Source organism: Microcoleus anatoxicus (assembly GCF_042465725.1).
Lineage (GTDB): Bacteria > Cyanobacteriota > Cyanobacteriia > Cyanobacteriales > Microcoleaceae > Microcoleus > Microcoleus anatoxicus.
This window is the reverse complement of the sequence record NZ_CP120853.1, coordinates 313,831-333,810: the sequence shown is the minus strand read 5'-3', so window position 1 is coordinate 333,810 and position 19,980 is coordinate 313,831. Positions and strand designations below refer to the sequence as shown.

At 45.4% G+C, this 19,980-nt stretch carries 17 protein-coding genes and 1 pseudogene; 7 read left to right on the top strand and 11 right to left on the bottom strand.

Annotation, left to right across the window (positions count from 1 at the left end):
* Window positions 1-43 precede the first annotated feature (43 nt).
* The 3 genes from P2A85_RS01455 (at window position 44) to P2A85_RS01445 (ending at window position 2,289) form a co-directional block, all read left to right on the top strand.
* Window positions 44-748: a PspA/IM30 family protein gene (locus tag P2A85_RS01455; RefSeq protein WP_377477155.1), complete on the top strand. Its 705-nt coding sequence runs from the start codon at window positions 44-46 to the stop codon at window positions 746-748.
* Between the two features lie 294 nt (window positions 749-1,042).
* Complete coding sequence (locus P2A85_RS01450) at window positions 1,043-1,828, top strand: PspA/IM30 family protein (protein WP_377477154.1); 786 nt, start codon at window positions 1,043-1,045, stop codon at window positions 1,826-1,828.
* Window positions 1,829-2,052: 224 nt separating this feature from the next.
* Complete coding sequence (locus P2A85_RS01445; RefSeq protein WP_377477153.1) at window positions 2,053-2,289, top strand: hypothetical protein; 237 nt, start codon at window positions 2,053-2,055, stop codon at window positions 2,287-2,289.
* Window positions 2,290-2,360: 71 nt separating this feature from the next.
* Here P2A85_RS01445 and P2A85_RS01440 read toward each other — a convergent pair whose 3' ends face one another.
* Together P2A85_RS01440 and P2A85_RS01435 are read right to left on the bottom strand one after the other, a co-directional pair.
* The gene (locus P2A85_RS01440; protein WP_377477152.1) at window positions 2,361-2,939 is read right to left on the bottom strand and encodes a D-glycero-alpha-D-manno-heptose-1,7-bisphosphate 7-phosphatase; all 579 of its coding nucleotides are present in this window, start codon (window positions 2,937-2,939) and stop codon (window positions 2,361-2,363) included.
* Between the two features lie 266 nt (window positions 2,940-3,205).
* Window positions 3,206-4,168, bottom strand: a complete 963-nt coding sequence (locus P2A85_RS01435) for a glycosyltransferase family 9 protein (protein ID WP_377481219.1) — start codon at window positions 4,166-4,168, stop codon at window positions 3,206-3,208.
* A 173-nt stretch (window positions 4,169-4,341) separates the two neighbouring features.
* Between P2A85_RS01435 and ispD the strand changes: the two genes are divergently transcribed.
* Entirely contained in the window at window positions 4,342-5,037 is a 696-nt protein-coding gene (gene ispD, locus P2A85_RS01430) for a 2-C-methyl-D-erythritol 4-phosphate cytidylyltransferase (protein ID WP_377477151.1), read from the top strand.
* A gap of 261 nt (window positions 5,038-5,298) precedes the next feature.
* A complete protein-coding gene (locus P2A85_RS01425; RefSeq protein ID WP_377477149.1) occupies window positions 5,299-5,964 on the top strand; it encodes a Uma2 family endonuclease in 666 nt (221 codons plus the stop codon).
* Window positions 5,965-5,982: 18 nt separating this feature from the next.
* On the opposite strand, the gene P2A85_RS01420 is transcribed toward P2A85_RS01425, so the two are convergent.
* Window positions 5,983-6,915, bottom strand: coding sequence for a LysR family transcriptional regulator (locus P2A85_RS01420; RefSeq protein ID WP_377477148.1), 933 nt, complete (start codon window positions 6,913-6,915; stop codon window positions 5,983-5,985).
* Window positions 6,916-6,931: 16 nt separating this feature from the next.
* Here P2A85_RS01420 and P2A85_RS01415 point away from each other — a divergent pair, with 16 nt between their 5' ends.
* A complete protein-coding gene (locus tag P2A85_RS01415; RefSeq protein ID WP_377477147.1) occupies window positions 6,932-7,777 on the top strand; it encodes an energy-coupling factor ABC transporter ATP-binding protein in 846 nt (281 codons plus the stop codon).
* A gap of 244 nt (window positions 7,778-8,021) precedes the next feature.
* Here the strand turns inward: P2A85_RS01415 and P2A85_RS01410 are convergent, their stop codons facing one another.
* The 4 genes from P2A85_RS01410 to P2A85_RS01395 all read right to left on the bottom strand — a co-directional run bounded on the left by P2A85_RS01410 (window position 8,022) and on the right by P2A85_RS01395 (window position 11,667).
* A complete protein-coding gene (locus P2A85_RS01410) occupies window positions 8,022-8,315 on the bottom strand; it encodes a DUF1816 domain-containing protein (RefSeq protein ID WP_377477146.1) in 294 nt (97 codons plus the stop codon).
* Window positions 8,316-8,644: 329 nt separating this feature from the next.
* Window positions 8,645-9,400 (bottom strand): DUF2993 domain-containing protein, encoded by a 756-nt coding sequence (locus tag P2A85_RS01405; protein WP_340523361.1) that lies wholly within the window; start codon window positions 9,398-9,400, stop codon window positions 8,645-8,647.
* A gap of 155 nt (window positions 9,401-9,555) precedes the next feature.
* On the bottom strand, window positions 9,556-10,146 hold the full coding sequence (locus tag P2A85_RS01400) for a pentapeptide repeat-containing protein (RefSeq protein ID WP_377477145.1): 591 nt from the start codon (window positions 10,144-10,146) through the stop codon (window positions 9,556-9,558).
* 108 nt (window positions 10,147-10,254) lie between these two features.
* Window positions 10,255-11,667, bottom strand: a complete 1,413-nt coding sequence (locus P2A85_RS01395) for an HD domain-containing phosphohydrolase (protein ID WP_377477144.1) — start codon at window positions 11,665-11,667, stop codon at window positions 10,255-10,257.
* A gap of 276 nt (window positions 11,668-11,943) precedes the next feature.
* On the opposite strand from P2A85_RS01395, the gene P2A85_RS01390 reads away from it, so the two are divergent.
* Window positions 11,944-12,390: a DUF2993 domain-containing protein gene (locus tag P2A85_RS01390; RefSeq protein WP_377477143.1), complete on the top strand. Its 447-nt coding sequence runs from the start codon at window positions 11,944-11,946 to the stop codon at window positions 12,388-12,390.
* 19 nt (window positions 12,391-12,409) lie between these two features.
* On the opposite strand, the gene P2A85_RS01385 is transcribed toward P2A85_RS01390, so the two are convergent.
* The 4 genes and pseudogenes from P2A85_RS01385 to P2A85_RS01370 all read right to left on the bottom strand — a co-directional run bounded on the left by P2A85_RS01385 (window position 12,410) and on the right by P2A85_RS01370 (window position 19,889).
* Window positions 12,410-15,418 carry an EAL domain-containing protein gene (locus P2A85_RS01385; protein ID WP_377477142.1) on the bottom strand — a complete coding sequence of 1,003 codons (3,009 nt, stop codon included), beginning with the start codon at window positions 15,416-15,418 and terminating at the stop codon, window positions 12,410-12,412.
* Between the two features lie 271 nt (window positions 15,419-15,689).
* Window positions 15,690-18,161, bottom strand: a pseudogene (locus P2A85_RS01380) (efflux RND transporter permease subunit).
* A 341-nt stretch (window positions 18,162-18,502) separates the two neighbouring features.
* Window positions 18,503-19,594 (bottom strand): efflux RND transporter permease subunit, encoded by a 1,092-nt coding sequence (locus tag P2A85_RS01375; protein WP_377481216.1) that lies wholly within the window; start codon window positions 19,592-19,594, stop codon window positions 18,503-18,505.
* A complete protein-coding gene (locus P2A85_RS01370; protein WP_377481213.1) occupies window positions 19,494-19,889 on the bottom strand; it encodes an efflux RND transporter permease subunit in 396 nt (131 codons plus the stop codon). The genes P2A85_RS01375 and P2A85_RS01370 overlap by 101 nt, the downstream gene beginning before the upstream one ends.
* Window positions 19,890-19,980 lie beyond the last annotated feature (91 nt).

The window sequence follows — 19,980 nt, the reverse complement described above, 5'->3', positions numbered from 1 at the left end:
CCTCTTCATAAAATCTAGAATTGAAAATTTGGAGAAAGGCAAAATGGGATTATTCGATCGCCTTTGGCGAGTAATTCGAGCCAACATTAACAGTTTAGTGGGAGCAGCAGAAGATCCAGAGAAGATTTTGGAACAGGCGACCATTGATATGCAGGAAGATTTGGTGCAGCTCAGACAAGCTGTGGCTGGGGCAATTGCTGCTCAAAAACGCACGGAACGCCAGTATTCCCAAGCGGAGTCCACCGCCACAGAATGGTATCAACGTGCACAGTTAGCTTTGCAAAAAAACGAGGAAAATTTAGCACGGGAAGCCCTGACTCGCAAGAAATTCTATCAAGAAACCGCAATCACGATGAAAGCTAGTCTGGAACAGCAGAATGTTGTGGTCACTAAACTTAAAGAAAATATGCGGGCTCTGGAAAGTAAAATTTCCGAGGCCAAATCGAAAAAAGATATGTACATTGCCAGAGCTCGATCGGCCGCCGCCTCGGAAAGACTAGACAAAATGATGGGTAATCTCAATACAGGTAGTGGTTTGAGCGCCTTTGAACGGATGGAAGAGAAAGTTATGCAGCTAGAAGCTCGCTCTGAGGCGGTCGCAGAACTCGGCACCAACGACTTAGAAAAGAAGTTTCTGGCTCTCGAAAGTGGTGGCGATGTCGATGCACAGTTGGCGGCAATGAAAGCGCAAATGCTTCCGGGCAATAATACGCCTAAGTTACCATCGGGGGAGCCACCCACATCCTGAATGTGAAGCCTGGAGCATCCATCCTATTTGAGACTGCTGTTGCAGTAGCTACAAGTAGCCCGAAGCGAGTTGGGGAATTCCCGGATCAAAGCTAAACTCAGTAGATAGAGCTGGCAAAGCTTGGCTACATCAATTACGAAGATCCCTTTAAACTAGATTAATATGTTTGCAAAAATTGCCCAAGGCTAGATCATCGCACTAAAAATCTGACCAACCGAATTTCAAAACCGCAGGCTAGTGTCTAAAGCCTGCTTTCCGCTTACTTCGTACACCTCACCAAGGAAAAATAGGATTATGGGATTATTCGATCGCATCAGCCGAGTCGTCAGAGCCAATCTTAACGACATAGTGAACAAAGCTGAAGACCCGGAAAAGATTTTAGAACAGTCTGTGACGGATATGCAGGAAGACCTGGTGCAGTTGCGTCAAGCCGTGGCCGCGGCGATCGCCACTCAAAAGCGCACCCAGACTCAGTACAATCAAGCTGAGTCCCAGTCGAACCAATGGCAGCAGCGGGCTGCGCTTGCTCTGCAAAAAGGTGACGAGGCGTTGGCGCGCGAAGCACTGGTACGCAAAAAGTCTCATGCTGAAACGGCGGCTACTCTAAAAGCTAGCCTAGAACAGCAATCGACTCAGGTGGAAAGTCTCAGACGCAACTTGATCGGTTTGGAGAGCAAGATTTCAGAAGCTAAGACAAAGAAGGATATGCTCAAGGCGAGAATATCCGCGGCGAAAGCTCAAGAACAACTCAACAACACCATTGGCTCTCTGAATACTGGCAGTTCCATGGCCGCGTTCGATCGCATGGAAGAAAAAGTTTTGCAGATTGAAGCTCGCGCGGGGGCGTCAGCAGAACTAGCCGCCGGTGGTAGCAATTTGGAAGAACAGTTCCGCTTGCTCGAAAGTGGCGGGGGTGTCGATGACGAGTTGGCGCAAATGAAAGCCCAACTGGCTGGAAGTTCTGTATCTCAACCTCAATTACCAGCATCGGGTAAAACTGCTGCTACTAATAGCTCTGAATCGAGTCCGGTGATTGACGCTGAGTTGGAAGAATTACGATCGCAGCTCAATAAAATGTAATCTCGATCGAAACTCACCGATTTCTCTGATGGTGCGATCGAGCGCTCCGTCTCTCTAAAGCACATAGCTTGTGGAGGTCGGAGCTTTTTGATTGGCGATCGGCTGCTACAGCCGGAATAAATCTTACCGAAACATGACAATTTAGCTATATAGTAGTAAGTATCATTTAGCACTAAATTTTAAGTGCAAAACTAAATTTTAAGTGCCAATTTAAAAATAAAATTATGTCGAAAGTGCAGTTGTTAGTTCTCAGTTCTGTTGCTTCTGGTTTTGGGCTTTGTTCAAGCATTTTTGCCCTATTCACCATGATTTATGGACTTTCACTGATGTCTTTTTTTGTCTTTATTTTAACCTTGGCATTTTGTGCGGCCAATATTTTTTTTGCCTTGCATTATTATACATTCATTGCTAAGCAGTTGAGTGCCAAAAATAAAAGCAGATCTAGAACTTTAGGCGGTTAAAAAAACTTTTAAACACAGGAAAAAAACCTGCGCTGTATCACAAATAATGTGGGATATAGCATCAAAAAAAATTAAAATTTAGGCAAAATCCATTCCACCGCCACCGCTAAATTTTCAGCAACAAAATCCGGTTTAGTATGATGCTGATATTCCCCATTCAAAACACTTTCACCGTAACCAGTCTGCACCAAAATACCAGTACAACCAGCATTATGAGCCATATCTACATCTGTAGCTTTATCCCCCACCATAAAACTATTTCGCAAATCTAAATCCTGTTCCCAAGCAGCGGCTACCAGCATACCTGTATTCGGTTTGCGCCAAGTTGTATACCGCGTAAATTCTGGGTTAGTTCCCCCTTCTGCTTCACTCAAATAAGGGCAATAATAAAGAGCATCTAATTTGGCTCCGGCTGCTTGGTCTAATAGCTGACAGAGCCGTTCGTGCAAAGCTTCTACGTGGCTAACCGGATAATATCCCCTGGCTGGGCCCGATTGATTAGAAACTAGACAGCAAAATATTTGTTGGTCATTTAATTTGCGTACAGCTTGGGCTACTCCAGGGATTAAATGCAAATCTTCTACTTTGTGGATGTAGCCTGCTTCGATATTTAACACACCATCTCTGTCGAGAAATACTGCTGGTTTCATGGTTATTTACTAAAGATTGCTATTTGCTGGGGCAGCTAGGTACTCGCAGGCTGCAAGAGGCAATAGAGTTTGGGCTGATGAATTGCTCGGAGAAATACGCAGGCGGTAACTTAAACAGTTGACAGTTTCCTCGTCCCCAGGCTTTGCCTCCTGTGAAGCCTAGATAACCGAGGCAGAGCAAGAGTGATATGGGTTCCCAGGCAGAGCCGGGGAACCAGCTAACAGAGCCGGGGAACCAGCTTGCATCAGCTAAGATATCCTAGTTTTTAGCCGCCCCAAACTTTCTTTAAAACATCTTCTGGAGAGATGTCGGCCATCTTCCCCGTAGGAGATTTAATGCCCAAAAAGCGATCGCTCTTGGGTAACAATTTTGCTGGATCGGTGGGACCGAACAAAGCTATTGTATAAGTTTGAACCGCTACAGCTAAGTGCATGGGCGCACTATCTGTACACATCATCAAATTAGCCGCAGCAATCATCGCGGCTAATTTGCCAACATCATCGGGTGATGTCACTTTCACCAGGGGACACAACTTGATTAGTTCGGCCACAAAACCAGCATCTTCTGGCCCTTGAACCACCACAACTGGTAAATTTGGCTGTCGCTTTTGACAATCTTCTATTATTTGCTTCCAATTGTCGATCGGGTAAATTTTGTCAATACCTTTAGACACAGCTAACTGACTAGAACCGCCGTGAATTAAAATGTAACCGCTTTCTTTAATTCCCAACTTTTGCTGTTGGGCTTCCGCCCACTGAATGTCCTGTTTTGGTACATTGATTGCGATCGCAGGGCACGGATTTTTAATGTTGAATCCTTGCAGCAAATCGTGGTACATTGAAGCTGCGTACTGTTGTGTTTTCAGCGGTACGGGATTGGTGAGAAATAAACTATTGTTGCTTCCGGCATAGCCAACTCTCTTGGGAATGCCAGTCAGCCACAGCAAAAGTCCGACAGTCCAACGCTGACCCAGGGAAATCACTGCTTCGTATTCGCGATCGCGAATTACACCTAGCAAATTACCCCAATCCGCCATCGCATTCCGGTCTTTGAAATTGTAAGTCAAGACTTCTTTGACCGACTTGCAGACTCGGTAAGCACTTTTTGCCCTCGGTTCCACCATGACATCAATTTGAGCATCGGGATAACACTGTTTGAGGTCATCAAGAGTGGGAAAAAATAAAATTTGGTCGCCAATTCCACCAGGGACAAGTGCTAGTATTCGCATCATAAACGATCGGACTATTATTTATACAAAGTAGCTCTCAGCGATCGGCTTTCAGCTATCAGCTTATAGTATTTCTAGACCTTAAAAGCTACGGGCTGACAACTAAACCACTGATTGAAGAGTACAGGACGCTCTTATTATATATATGTAGTTGGGTTAAAAACGGTTAGTAAATGCACTTATTAATTCCTGCGGCGGGTTCGGGGCGACGGATGGGTAGTCAGCGGAACAAACTGCTGCTGACTTTGCTTCTTAAACCTTTGTTGAGTTGGACTTTGGCGGCGGCTGAGGCTTCGCGGCACATTACCTGGATTGGTATCATGGGCCAGCCTGATGATTTTCCCGATTTTGAAGCAATTTTGAGCGATTTATCTTTGACTAAGCCTGTGAAACTGATTCAAGGTGGTGCCACCAGGCAAGAGTCAGTTTACAACGGTTTGCAGAGTTTGCCACCAGAGAGCGATCGAGTGTTGATTCACGATGGGGCGCGATGTTTGGCAACTGCTGAATTGTTCGATCGCTCCGCCGAGGCACTTTTGACCTGTCCCGGCTTGATTGTTGCCATCCCGGTCAAGGATACGATTAAGGTGGTGGATGAGCGTCTAATTGTGCGAGACACACCGGAAAGAAGCAATTTGTGGGCGGCCCAGACTCCCCAAGGATTTGAAGTCCAATTATTGAAAAAGTGTCACGAAGAAGGGCGAGAAAAAGGTTGGGAAGTTACCGATGATGCGGCTTTGTTTGAAAAATGCGGTTTACCAGTACAAATTGTCGAGGGAGAAGAGACGAATTTGAAAGTAACAACTCCCGTTGATTTAGCACTAGCTGAATTTATTTTGCGGCAGAGAACACTGACAGTTGACAGGTGAGAGTTGGCAGTTCGTAGTTGGCAGTTATTACCAATTATACAAATTTAATGGGTCGTTGCACAGATCTCGATCCCCCTCGCATCCCCCTTAAGAAGGGGGACTTTGAGAAGAATCTTGTCCCCCCCTTATTAAGGGGGGCTAGGGGGGATCAGATTCGGGAGCAGCCTCATAAAAAATTGGTATTACCACTTACCAATTACCAATTACCAAATCTAAAATCGATAGTGTTATCCTATAAATATCATAGCTGGAAATAAACATATGATTTCTGTTGCGCCGATCGCACCACCGTTACTCCTAGGCGAAAAGCGAGTGGTGTTTAGAGATATTAGTTGGGAGGGTTATCAACAACTGCTCAAGATTTTTGGCGATAGACGAGCGGCTAGATTGATATTCGATCGAGGGACTTTAGAAATTACCATGCCTTTAGAACAACACGAATTCTCCAGATGCTTAATCGAACGACTGATTATTATTTTGGCTGTAGAACTAAGTTTGAAGATTAAAACAATGGGTTCAACAACCTTAGATCGATCGGAGCTAGAACGCGGTGCAGAACCAGACAATGCCTATTACATCCAAAATCAGCCCCTCGTAGCCGGTCGTACCGTAGATTTAGCCACAGTTCCAGCACCCGATTTAGTAGTAGAAGTAGATATCACCCATACTGATATTAATAAACTAGCTCTCTATGCTAGTATGGGAGTACCGGAGTTTTGGAGATACAATGGTAGAGAATGGCGGATTTATCAGCTAGAAAACTCTGAGTATTTAGAAGTATCTGTCAGCCCCACTTTTCCGATTCTCCCCAAAGAAAAGCTCTACGAATTTTTGGCCGCAGCGCAGCTAGATGAGGTAGAAGCAGAGGTTAATTTCCGCAACTGGGTAAAAGAGATGACTAAATCTAATCAGTTAAATGACCAATAACCAATAACCCATAACTAATCAAGAAGGATTAATCGCCAACTCGCCGTCACTCTCAACATCCACCACACTTGTAACTAAATCCAAAAACGCAAACACGGCCGGAATTAACAGCCCATCCCTTAAAATAGCCACTCCAATTACCCTCTGAAAATCCGCCGGGAAACTGCAAATTTTCACCTCAGCAGGTATGGGTTCCGCCGCCAAACGGGGTAGAATTGCTGCACCCAAACCTTGTAGTACCATACTGACAATAGTTGAATCTTCGGTGAGTTCGTAAGCGATATTTAGGGGACAATGGGAAGTTGCTAAATACTTACGAAGTGGTATGGAACAAGCTGTTTCTGGTGGCTGCAAAATCAGCGGATAATTCGCTAATTCTTCCCAGGTAATCTTAGCATTTTTACATTTCGCAGTCGGCGGGAGTAAAACCAGATAGTTGTCCCGCAAGATTTCCCTTGTTTCAAATTCATCGGAGATGGGAAGAGAAACAAAGCCGATGTCTGCTTTGCCCGATCGCAAAGCTTCTTCCACAGCCTGGGTATAATAGACTTCGGTAATGCTGACGGTAATTTTGGGAAAGCGATCGCGAAATTTAGCAATAATACGCGGTAGGATATGAGTGGCGACACTGCGAAAACTAACTATCCGTACCTGACCACCCTGTAAACCTTTTTCTAAATCTGCTTCTTTGACCATGTGTTCTAACGATCGCACAATTTGACGCCCGTGAATCAGTATCCTTTCTCCCACAGGTGTCAGTTGAGCACCATGTCGCCCCCGATGAAATAGCTGCACTCCCAATTCGGTTTCTAAAGTGGCGATGGCGTGGCTGACTGCTGACTGGGAAAGTTCCAATTGCAAAGCTGCTTCGCTAAAGTTTGCACAGTTTGCTACTGCTATTAAAGCCTGAATTTGAGAGAGTTTCATCCGCCGCGTATTGATTTCTTTCATATAACCAATAACTGATATGTCTAAATGTATTCTGGAATTTCATGAGACTTTTTACTCCTACCCCTGTAGTTCGCAAGCGACAATTCAGGGCTTAAACCTCAAAGTACCAGCCGGGAAACGTTGCGGGCTAATCGGTCAAAATGGGTGTGGCAAAACTACATTTTTTCTATTAGCAAATGGCTTGTATCAACCGCAACGGGGAATCATTTGCTGGGAAGGTGAACCCTTCCGCTACGATCGCAAATATTTGATGCAATTGCGCCAACAAATCGGGCTGGTATTTCAAAATCCTGAACATCAATTAGTTGCTTCGACGGTGGAAGAGGATATCTCCTACGGGTTGTACAATTTGGGTTTGCCCGAACCGGATATTGCTATAATGGTTCAGGAGGCGATCGAGCAATTTGATTTAACTGAATTAGCTACTCAACCAATTCACAATCTCAGTTTAGGACAAAAAAAGCGCGTGTCGATCGCTGATATCATGGTTCTCAAACCCAAATTGCTGCTATTAGATGAACCTACAGCCTATCTCGATCCGCGCCACACGGGACAACTGATCGGTTTACTCCAAGAAATTCACGCCAGTGGTACTACAATTCTCTTAGCAAGTCACGATCTAGATTTCATTTATCGCTGGGCTGATTGGGTATTTGTGATGGATGGGGGACAACTGGTTTTAGAAGGAACACCGGAGAGCGTTTTTGCTCAACGGGAGGTTTTGGAGAAATTGCAGCTTGGTGTACCGCTGGCCATCGAGTTGATGGAGCAAATGAGGGCGATGGTTGAGAAAGATGATACCTCACAAATGCACACTTTTGAGCAATGGCAACAACAAATTTTACAAAAGCGGCGACTTTAGTTATTGGTTGTGGGTTCTGGGTTATTGATTATTGGTTTCCGAAATTGATGTTATGTGTGATTTTTATCACTCAAAAACCACTGTTTTACTCCCAATTATATGCTTATAAATAAAGTTGGTAAATGTGGCTACTAAACCGCATCTATCTGGACAAGCAATCAGCAGAGTTGCTGTAGGAAGTGTCATAGAAAGTCAAAGTCCTGTAGATTAGTTTGGCTCACGTTTTGGTCAACTCTCAAACAGATTAATCTGTTACTGTGTCGGAGACTTCACCTTCGCAAATGGTGAGTTGGGAAGGCTGACATCGTTTGATGATTATACTAACTCTTTTTGCTCCTTCGCTTTCCAAGTCTTCGATATAGCCTGGAGTATGGGTTAAGGCTTCTTTATCGCTGTCAAAGGGACCAAAATAGTAGGTGCAGCGGGGAAAATTAGTAATAATTTCTACCCACCATTTTTCTTGTCCTTGACTGTGGGTGGGCTGGACAAGGAGAGACAAAACTACAACACATATACAGAATAAATAAAATCCTAGCATTGTTCTTCTTCGGGTAGATTTATGTATTATTTAAATTTATCAAGGCAATTTGCGCGCTCGAATCAATCTCTGTGCTGATTTTGAGTCAATTGAATCAAGAACTCGCCCCACTTTGCGTGTAATCTCAAATCCGGTAGCATCTGAATTATTCATCCCTCTATTCTCTCCCTCTGTGTCCTCTGTGTTCTCTGCGGTTAAATTATTCCGATGCTACCAAAAACGATATAATCTCAAATCTAAAGCAAAACCCGCCTGTGCGGGTTGTTTGCTTAATGAATAATTCTCTTTTGCCAAAGCTGGTTACTAGATGGAGCTGTGAAGGCGAAAGCTTAGGATTTACCTTTGGGGAAATGGTCAATCCCAGCCCAACCATAAAAAACCAGTTCGTTGTTTTGGACTCGACACCTGTCTACTCGCAGTTGAGTGCCTTCGAGAGCAAATTTGTCTAAATCTAGCAAGTTGTTGACGTGGGCAATTATCGCTTTGGCCAAGTTAACTGCTTGCTCGTCACCGCCGTAAGTAACGCTGACAAATTGGATTTTGCGCCGTTCCTCTACTTGCAGTTGAGCAGTAATATCTATCTTGACTGGTTCGCCAGAATCGCCTACGGTAATTTCGGACTGAAGCCGAATGGATTTATCTGCACCGAAGCTGACTTCGGTGTTTTGAAAATGGAGAGATTGGTCTTGATAATTCAGCCGTTGCAGTTTTTCAACTACAAAAGGCGTATTGAATGAGGTGGTTAAGTCTGATTGGCTCAAAACTACTCGCATATTTGCCTGGGTAGGCTGTCGTAATTTAACTTGACCTGCAAAAATCGCTCCAAAATCAATGGAGAGTGCTTGCAAGTAGAGTTCCATTACTTCGATGCGAAGACCGTTGTACATTAACATTCCTTTGCCAATGAAGTCGAAACCGTCGATGCTTCCCTGCAAGAGTTTGGCTACAGGTTCGACTCGGATATTGGCTTGGGCCTGTTCCGAACGTTTGAATAAGGCCGCAATCGCAGCTCCTGCTACTTTGCTGACAAGGCGATCGCCACTTTGACCTTGAAAGGATGTACCGCTAAACAAAGCTGCTACCATTTATTCGTTTGCTCATCTACATTGGCTATTATAACCTCCTATTAAGAAATGTTAAAATAGCTTGTGCTTATGTACATTATAAGAATGAATTGTTTTTTGGCTGGGTCTGGAAAATAAAACTTCGAGTACGCCAGCATGTAGGACATTCTAGAATTTTACAGGCTCAGGGGGGTGCCTTGGAGACAGGCTCGATCGAGTAATGCTCCATCCCAGACTGTGTGTTCGATCGCAGCACAGAGCAAATTAGCACCTGTGAGATTAGCGCCGCGCATTACGGCTCCATTCAGGATAGCTTCTTCCAAGTCTGCACCGGACAAATCTGCGCCGGACAAATTGGCATGACTCAAATCTGCGTGGTGCAAAATTGCCCTCGCCAAATTCACAGCCCGCAAATCGGCGCCGCGAAAATCGACACCGCTCAAATCCAAATTCCCGATCGTCGCCCCAGCCAAAAAAGCTCCCCCAAAACTGGCGTCACCAACTTGAGCATTTCCAAAGTAGACTCCGCGCAAGTCAGCATTCCGAAAATCTGCTCCACGCAAGTCAGCGCCGCTCAAATCAGCGCCTCGCAGGTTGGCCCGCAAGATGGCGCGCTGCAAATTCGCACCAGCAAGATTAGCTCCACTCAAGTTAGTTTGAGACAAATCGGCATCGGCGAGTTCGGCTCCCGATAAGTCAGCGCCAGCTAAATGATAGCCAGACAGCAATTTAATTTTGCCTTGGCAAATGGCTTCTATGTTAGTCATTACTTATATGGTCATTGGTCATTGGTTATTGGTCATTGGCATCGCTGAACCCTTCGACTACGCCAGCGGTGCCGCGTAGCGTCGAAGGGTCATTGGTTATTGGTCAATTTAAGATGCTGAAGTTACCGAGGGAGTGCGATCGCCCACATCCTCCAACCAGACATTAGGTAGTTGACTAGGACGACTTGGTAATTCCATCAAACCCATTTCTGCCAACCTGACGACGTTGCCGAGGGTATCTACTAAGGCTGGATCGAAACGACTGCCACTAATTTCCCGGCACTTTTCCCAAGCTGCTGTCAAACCCAAAGCTGGACGATCGCCCCGCCCTTGAGTCCACTCTTGAAAACACGCAACCAAGCCCAAAATCCGGGATGCGATCGGTATTTCTTCCCCTCGCAAACCGTCTGGCCTACCGCTACCGTCCCAGTGTTCCAGTTTATGCTTGACAATTTCGGCTACGGGTGATAGTTCCGGCATGGCTTGCAACAGTTGGGAACCGATGAAACTGCGATCGCGCCAAAATGTTAGAGTCTGTTGGTCAAAGCGATCGGGAGTTTGAGTAAACACCTCATTGGGGGCGGAAACTAACCCGACTCGAAACAGCAATCCCGCCAACCGCAACCGCCGCAACTGCAAAGCTGGCAAATCGAGAAGTTGACCCAAAGTTTCCGACAATGCCGCCACTTGCAAAGACGCGGTGGGATTTGCGGTATCGCGTTCATCCACGCGCTGGGCCATCCGCAGAAAAGCTTGAAGTTTATTGGCGTTCAAGTTGCGACTCACGCGCAGGGCTTGACCTTCCAATTCCCATAAGTCACGGGTTTGGCGGTTAATTGCCACCATTTGCTGCTGAGAACTTTGCAAGTAAGTCACAATTCGGGACACTACCCCGCTAATGTCAGCTAGGGGCGGGCCTACGGTGGTGAGGATTTCTCCGTGAATTTGCAGCAGTTTGTCTGCAAGGGCGCGATCGTAATGTCTGGTTTGTTCTATAAAAATTTTTGCAGCCTCCGACACCAAAGATTGGTCAAAGGACCACAAGCCGTAGAATTTTCTTTCTATATCGATTTCTGGCTTACCTTGGGGCTGGTATTCTTGGTGTGAAAGTTCGCGACAAAGCACCATGGCTTTGTAGGTTGGGGCGAGGATAATTAAATTCCATTCCTGGACTATAGGGTCGATCGGATCGAGATTTATTAAAGATACATTTTCTAATTGACCGGTTTTGTGGTTGGCAAAACCGCTGTCGGCTACTGCACCGATGACAACCCGTCGAGAGGCCTTAGCAATATCAAAGTAGCGATCGGCTTCTTGCAAATACCATTTTCCCTGCTGGAATGTCACCAACACTAGGGGTTTGACTTCTAGTTCTCCCCCCCCACTGGTTTGCAAGATGTGGTCTTCTAGGGCGTGACACAGTGCTACTAAGGTATTTTTGAAATAAACGCCGTAGCTAGAAGGCAGTTTATTGTCGGGAAGTGTAGCTTGTAGTCTGGCGAGAGTTGATTCTGGATTCATTACAAAAGGCGATGCCGGCTTCTTAATTCATTGTAGCGGGCGATCGCACTTCTGGAAAATATCAAATTTTCGAGATGGGAATTTGGGATTTTTGACCCCCCCCAATAGCAGCTTTCCAACGCCCTGGGTGATACTGGAGCCAGCTACCGAGCGCAACTTTTTCTACAATCTGTGTCTTTTGCTGATGTGTTTTCCCTTGGAAACCTGTCTTGAGGAAGACTCCAGATAAATTAGCTATTATCTACTATTTTTAAAACAATACTGGGAAATAAAACCGTGATTCAACCAGAGCGGAGTTTAGGGGAACAGGCGATCGACAAAGTAGTTGAAATTGCGATTTCTAGCCAACTCGACGAATCAGAAAGTTTGTCAGTCAATGTCCAAACCCAACCCATGCAGTTAGCGCAGGGCGAGGTAGATTCTGTCACCATCGACGGTGAAGGTTTGGTACTAAAGCAAGACTTGCGCGTGGCCAAATTGCAAGTAAAAGTAAACGATATTTCCGTGAATCCTCTCAGTGCGATGTTTGGCAAAGCTGTTTCTCTTGAGGATGTCGAATACCCGAAAAATCAGGAAATTTCAGCGGACTTGACCTTAGCTTTGGCGGCGATCGCCAGTGAAGTTTTAGACTTGCGCAATATCGCTCAAAAGCTTACTGGCTTGCTATTCTTCACCTCGATCTTCCCCCATCCCCCCAAAGGGGGATGGGGCATCGGTAACTAACAGTCAACTGTCAACTACATTACCATTGCAAACCCTGATTCAACAAAGCTGTAGCTGCCTCGCTATCGAGAGGTTTAGAGAAGAAGTATCCCTGACCGTACTCGCAGCCCAACGCGCGTAATTGAGCGAGTTGAACGGCGGTTTCGACACCTTCTGCTACCACCTCCATCCCCAAACTGCGAGCTAACATGACGATCGCCCTGACGATTTCCAAATTTTCACCTGTTTCTCCGATGCGGCTGACAAAAGAGCGATCGATTTTCAAAGTATCGATCGGGAATTTATGCAAATAACTTAAAGAAGAATAACCTGTTCCGAAATCATCAATACAAAGCTCAATGCCCAAATCTCTCAAATGAGAAAGCATAGCCGCCGCCGCTTCCCCATCTTGCATCACTACACTCTCGGTAATCTCCAACTTCAACCAACGAGCATCCACCCCTGTTTCCTGCAAAACTTGTTTAATTTGTTCTATGGAATCCGGCTGTTCAAACTGTCGCCCGGAGAGATTTACAGCTATTGTTAGCGGTGAATCTTTGCTCGGTAATTCCAAATTATGCCACTCGATAATTTGACGGCAACTTTCGTTCAAAACCCACAAACCCAAGGGCATAATTAGGCCAGTTTCCTCCGCCATGGCAATGAATTCCATCGGAGAAACCAAACCCCGTTCGGGATGTAGCCAGCGGACGAGGGACTCAAATCCTGCGACTAAGCCAGTTTTTAAAGAAACAATTGGTTGGTAATAAACAGTAAAAGGACATTCTAATCTTTGACTAAAAATATGAGATTTTTGATTTTCTAAGGAACGATTAGTTTCGTACAGAGACGAATTTTCTCCGTGACTCCCCCATCGCAAATCTAACATTGAATATTTCAAATTCAGTTCTTCTATGGACTGCCGCAAATCATTTTCCAAGTGCATCAAAGCCACAGCACGAGTGTGCATGGCACTGGTAAACACTTCATAGCGAGCTTTGCCGAGAGATTTGGCCCGGTACATGGCAATATCAGCATCTCGCAAGATATCTCCGGGCCACTGATATTCCTCACTACTCAAAGCAATGCCAATGCTAGCAGTAATCGAAACTTTATTTCCCTCTAAATGTAGGGGTCGTTCGATCGCCTTTTGAATTTGCTTAGCTTGGTTGATGGCATCTTCCACACCTTGAATTTCCTCCAATAAAATCACAAACTCATCTCCGCCCAAACGAGCTGCGGTATCACCAGGACGCAAACAAGTCAAGAGACGGCGAGCAATTCCCAGCAGCAGCCGATCGCCCGTGCGGTGTCCCTGGCTGTCATTAATCACCTTAAACCTGTCCAAATCGAGAAACAGTACCGCAAACTGATAGTTAGGATGCCGTTTGACACGGGCAAAAGCTTGGCCCAACCGGTCTGTCAACAAAGCCCGGTTGGGTAAATCCGTCAAAGCATCATGCAAAGCATCGTGCAATAACTTATCTTCTGCCATTTTGCGCTCGGTGACATCGTGGCAGTTGACCACAATTCCCCGCACTGAAGGTTCTGCGAGTAAATTCGTCGCCACCGCTTCCAAAACGGACCAGAAACCATCCTTATGCCAGACTCGATATTCTGACAGTCCCATGCTAACTCTCGGCATTTGGATGATACCTTTAAACACTTGACCCACCATGGGCAATTCGTCTGGGTGAATCAGCTCAAATACAGACCTACCAAGAACTTCCGCCGTCGGATAGCCCAAAATCCGCTCTAGGGAAGGAGAGACATAGCGACAGAAGCCTTTCTCATCGAGAATCACAATAATATCTCTAGCATTTTCAATCAGCGATCGAAAGCGCTTCTCACTTTGTCGCAGTTCTTGTTCCGTGCGCTTGCGATCGGTAATATCGGTATTCATGTAAATCTGACCGACTATTGTCCCAGTGGAGTCTTTAATCGCATCAGCCCGCAGCAGCACTTGCAAAATCTTGCCACTTTTGGTGATTTTGGTAACTTCACCACACCAAGAATAACCGTGGGCGATCGCTTCGATCACCTCCTGTGCGACGGCCGCGTCAGCAAAAATAGTGTGTATCCCCCCAGCCTTCCTGAATTCTGCTACGGTTTCGTATTCAAATAGTTGAGAAAAAGATTGATTTTGATAGATGTGAGTACCGGAGACATCAGCCATGCCGATCGCATCGCTGGAACTTTCCACCGCCTTGCGAGTCAACACCAAAGCCTCTTCTGCCTGCTTGCGTTCGGTAATGTCAATCCCCACCAAACAGGCTGCGTTGCCCCCATCGTACTTTTGACCGACAATCAAATAGTGTCCCGCCGACTGGCCATCGGTGGTTTTAACCTTGGTGGAAAGTTCTTTGACTACTTCTGTAGCATTGCTGGCAAAAAACCCGCCCAAAAAAGAGTAAAAATCCGAGCTCACGCCCAGAAATCCGATATCTTGGCCGACGAAAGCCGCAGGTGACAAACCATGGAGTTTGGCTAAGTGTTGATTAACACCCAAATAGCGCAAATCCGAGCTCACCCAAGATACTGTTCCGGGAACTGCTTCCAAAATAGTTTGCAGTTGGTCATTAGTTTGCTGCAACTCCTGCTGGACTTCTACGCTTTCGGATAAGTCTGACAAAATTCCGACGAAGTGAGTCAAATACCCCCTCTCGTCTCGCACCGGAGATAGGAACAACTTATTCCAAAAAGGAGTGCCGTCTTTGCGGTAATTTTTGATGACCACCTGAGATTCTATACCTTTGGCGATCGCCTCACGGAGGTTAGCTACGGTAGCCGGATCGGTATCAGGACCTTGCAAAAAGCGACAGTTGCGCCCCAATATTTCGTGGCTAGAGTAACCTGTAATCTTTTCAAAGCCTGGATTGCAATAAATTATCGGATAATCGGGCGCTAGGGCATCAGCAATGACAATACCATTGCTAGTAGCAGCCAAAGCTCGATCGCGAAGCCACAGTGATTGTGACCCATTATTGCGATCGCCAACCTCCTCGACTCCACCTAAATTAAAAATTGACTGGCTCTCCCGATTTCCCATCAGCCGATTTTTGAACGAAACCTCTACAATTTCGGAGTTTTTCTTACTTTAACGTTTTTCAGGACTTACGCAAGCCCAATCTTATTTCCCTACTAAAATACCCTATATTTCCCACAGCAGGTCTAGTACATGATGGGTAAAGCCCCCGGAGGTGTTGGTAAACGGCCCCACTCTTCGATCCGGATACACGCCAGAATTTGACCAGCCTCAGTTCTTCCGAAGGTAAAATATTGTTCCAGGTTCTCGTGTGCCGATCGTTCAAAGCAAATACTTAGTTTTTCTGAGGCGAAAAAACCTGAGATTGCTGATTTTTGGATCTTTTATGGCGCAACGCTTCCATATAGGTGTAAACCACCGGCGTTAAATACAGCGTCACAATTTGGGAAAACAGCAAACCACCGACGATCGCAATTCCCAAGGGGTGGCGGGCTTCGGAACCATCACCCAGTCCCAGGGCGATCGGCAAAGTCCCCATCAAAGCCGCCGCCGTCGTCATCATAATCGGGCGAAAGCGCGTCAAGCAGGCGGCAAAAATAGCATCCATCGGGTTTTTACCTTCTTTTCGCTGCGCTTCTACGGCAAAATCCACCATCATAATGCCATTTTTTTTCACAATTCCTACTAATAAAATAATGCCGATAAACGAGTAAACATTTAACTCAACATCAAAGATAACTAAAGTCAATAAAGCGCCAAATCCCGCCGAAGGTAGACCCGAAAGAATCGTAATCGGGTGAATGAAATCCTCGTAAAGAATACCAAGAATTAGATAAATCACCAGAATCGACACCAACAACAGCAACCCCAAATCATTAAACGACTGCTGAAAAGCTTGGGCAGAACCTTGAAAACTAGGAGTAACAGTCGTCGGCAAAATTGCCTGAGCGGCTTGCTTAATCGCATCCGTCGCTTGATTTAAAGATACTCCAGGTGCAACATCAAAAGAAATTGTAGCCGAAGGAATTCCACCCAAGTGTGCCACAGTCAGCGAGCCGACATTTTCAGATATTTGGGCGATCGCACTTAAAAGTACCTGTTGCCCGGAACTCGAAGCCACATAAAGCAACGACAAAGCGCTAGGATTTCGCTGGTATTGCGGTGCGACTTCTAAAATTACATAAAACTGGTTATTCGCAGTATACATTGTAGAAACTTGACCGGAACCAAAAGCAGCGCTCAAGGTTTGCTCCACTTGTTCTACACTAATACCCAGGCTTGCAGCTTTGTTGTGGTCAACTTTAACTTGTACTTGAGGAGTGCTCAATCGTAAGTCGCTATCAACCTGCCGAATCCCCGGCAAGGTCTTGACTTTTTCTAACAGTTGCGGTACGTATTCTCTGAGTTCTTCCGGGTTTAAACTCTGCACGGTAAACTGATACTGAGAATTAGTTTGCTGTCCGCCGATCGGAATAGCAGTGGGAGAACGCAAAAATACTTTAATTCCCGGTATCCCTCTGAGCTTAGGAGTCAGTTTTTGGATAATTTCGTCGGAATTGAGGCTGCGTTGCGTTCGGGGTTTCAAGCGAATAGTAATACGGCCTGAGTTGACGGATGCGTTAGGGCCACTGGCAGCGACCGTCGAGTTCATAGCAGCAATATTCGGGTCTTTGCGCAGGATATTAACTACTTTTTGTTGGTGCCGCAGCATATCGTCAAAGGAGATATTTTGGGCTGCTTTAGTGTTCGCCATAATTTGTCCCGTGTCTTCGTTGGGGATAAATCCTTTGGGAACGATAGTAAATAAATAAACAGTGGCAAATAACAAAACAACAGACAAAGCCAGAGTAGCAAAACGGTATTTTTAAACAGGTTTGAGAGTTAGTTCATAGCCGCGCAACAACAAATCAAAAGCTTTTTCAGAAACCCGGTAAAACCAACTTTGCTGTCCGTGAAAAGCAGTCAAAAAACGCGAACAAAGCATCGGCGTGAGACTGAGAGAAACAAAACCCGATACGAGAATTGCCACTGCCAGAGTCACCGCGAATTCGTGAAACAGCCGCCCCAATAATCCCCCCATAAACAGCAGGGGAATGAATACAGCTACAAGGGAAAGAGTCATCGACAAAATAGTAAAACCGATTTCTTTCGATCCGTTGAGGGCTGCTTCCATAGCCGATTCTCCCTGTTCCCTGTGGCGGACAATATTTTCCAGTACCACGACAGCATCATCAACCACAAAACCCACAGAAAGCGTTAAAGCCATCAAGGATAAATTGTCTAGAGAGTAGCCCAACAAATACATCACAGCAAACGTACCGAGGATAGCAATCGGCAGCGCCAAACTCGGAATTAGCGTTGCCCTCAAATCCCGCAGGAACAAGAAAATCACTACAACCACCAGACAAACCGATAAAAACAAAGTGAATTTCACATCATCTATAGAAGCCCGGATCGACAGAGAGCGATCGTACAAAATACCAACTTCGATCGACTTGGGTATTTGCGATCGCAAAGTAGGGAGAAGTTGTTTAATCTTGTCAACAATTTCTACAGTATTAGCACCAGGTTGAGGCTGTACCGCAAGGACAATCGAGGGTTTGTTGGCAACTTTTTTGTCATAATAGCGGTTAGAGACTTTGTTATTTTGAATATCGTCTATTACCTTGGCGACATCTTGCAGCCAGACTGCCGCCCCATTTTTATAAGCAACAATTAGTTCCCGCCATTGAGCCGCATTGTTTCGCTGACCATTTGCTTGAATCATATAACTTTTGTTATGTCCCGACAAATCTTTTTGCGCCACCAGCTACTTCTCTTTCCGAACTTCGCGTTCTTCGCGTCTTCGCGGTTCGTTGAAAACTTCTTTTTCACAACTCATCGCTAGGATTGAATTTTCCTTCTTCCTTCTTCCTTATCCCATAAATTGACCGATCTTTTTGCGCCACCAGCTACTTCTCTTTCCGAACTTCGCGTTCTTCGCGTCTTCGCGGTTCGTTGAAAACTTCTTTTTCACAACTCATCGTTATGATTGCATTTTCCTTCTTCCTTATCCCATAAATTGACCGATCTTTTTGCACCACCAGCTACTTCTCTTTCCGAACTTCGCGTCCTTAGCGTCTTCGCGGTTCGTTGAAAACTTCTTTTTCACAACTCATCGCTAGTATTGAATTTTCCTTCTTCCTTCTTCCTTCTTCCTTCTCCCATAAATTGACCAATCTTTTTACGCCAAGATTCCATATAAATGTAGAAAACAGGAGTTAAATAAAGCGTCAATACTTGCGAAAAAAGTAAACCACCAACAACTGCAATTCCTAACGGCCTGCGGGATTCGGAACCAGCACCAACTCCCAGGGCGATCGGCAATGTTCCCATCAACGCCGCCATCGTGGTCATCATAATCGGACGGAAGCGAATTAAACAAGCTTGATAAATTGCTTCGGGCGGTTTCATCGCTTCATTTCGCTGAGCTTCTATGGCAAAGTCAATCATCATAATCCCGTTTTTCTTCACAATTCCTACTAATAAAATCATGCCGATAAACGAGTAAAGGTTGAGTTCTACATGGAAGAAAATTAGGGTTAATAATGCGCCAAAACCGGCGGAAGGCAAACCGGAAAGAATGGTAATCGGGTGCAGGAAATCTTCGTAGAGAATGCCGAGAATTAAGTAGATCACTAAAACTGCGATCGCCAATAGCAAACCCAGACTCGGTAGCGAACTTTGAAATACTTGGGATGCGCCTTGAAAACTGGTAGCAATGCTGTCAGGAATTGTGTCGCTAATAATGGTTTCGATCGCCTGATTGGCATCTCCCAAGGCTGCACCGTCGGCTAGGTTAAAAGAAACGGTGGCGGCATTCATTCGTCCCGCATGATTGACTGTTAGCGGTGTCAATCCTTGGGAAAGGGTAGCAAAAGTATTGAGGGGTACTGGCTTGCCGCTGCTGGAGTTGATATAAAGCCCCATTAAAGCATTCAAATCTTGCTGGTATTGAGGCTCTAATTCCAGAATTACTTGATATTGGTTGCTGGCGGCGTAGATAGTAGATATTTGATAGGAACTGTAGGCGTTTCTTAGGGTATTTTCGATTTGTTGGGCGGAAATGCCTAAAACGGCTGCTTTGTCTTTATCGATATTAATTTTGACTTGATTGGTTAACTGCAAATCGCTGTTGACATCCTGAATTTTTGACAGGTTTTTGAGTTTTGTGACGAGTTCGGGGACGTACTGTTGCAGCAGTTGGAAGTCTGTAGTTTGCAGGGAAATTTGATATAGTCCGGTGGTTTGTTGAGTGCCGATCGGTACTGCGGACTGTATTAGTTCCAGGTTGCCGCTGAATGCTTAAAATAATCGCGCGAGTGTCGTTGTACCAACTAGCGAGTTTGTCATTTTCTACGCTGTCAATTACTTTGCCCAATTGTTCGAGATAAATAGGAGCACCGTTAGTGTAAGCAACGACTAATTTGCGGTAAGCGGCTGCATCGGTAAGTTGCCCGTTAGTTTGGACTGTAAAGTTTTTATAGTTGCCGATCGTTCATTTTTAGTTGGTGACATATGTATTTTTTTTAACGAACCGCGAAGGCGCGAAGTCCGCGAAGAAAGAAAGAAAGAAAGAAAGAAAG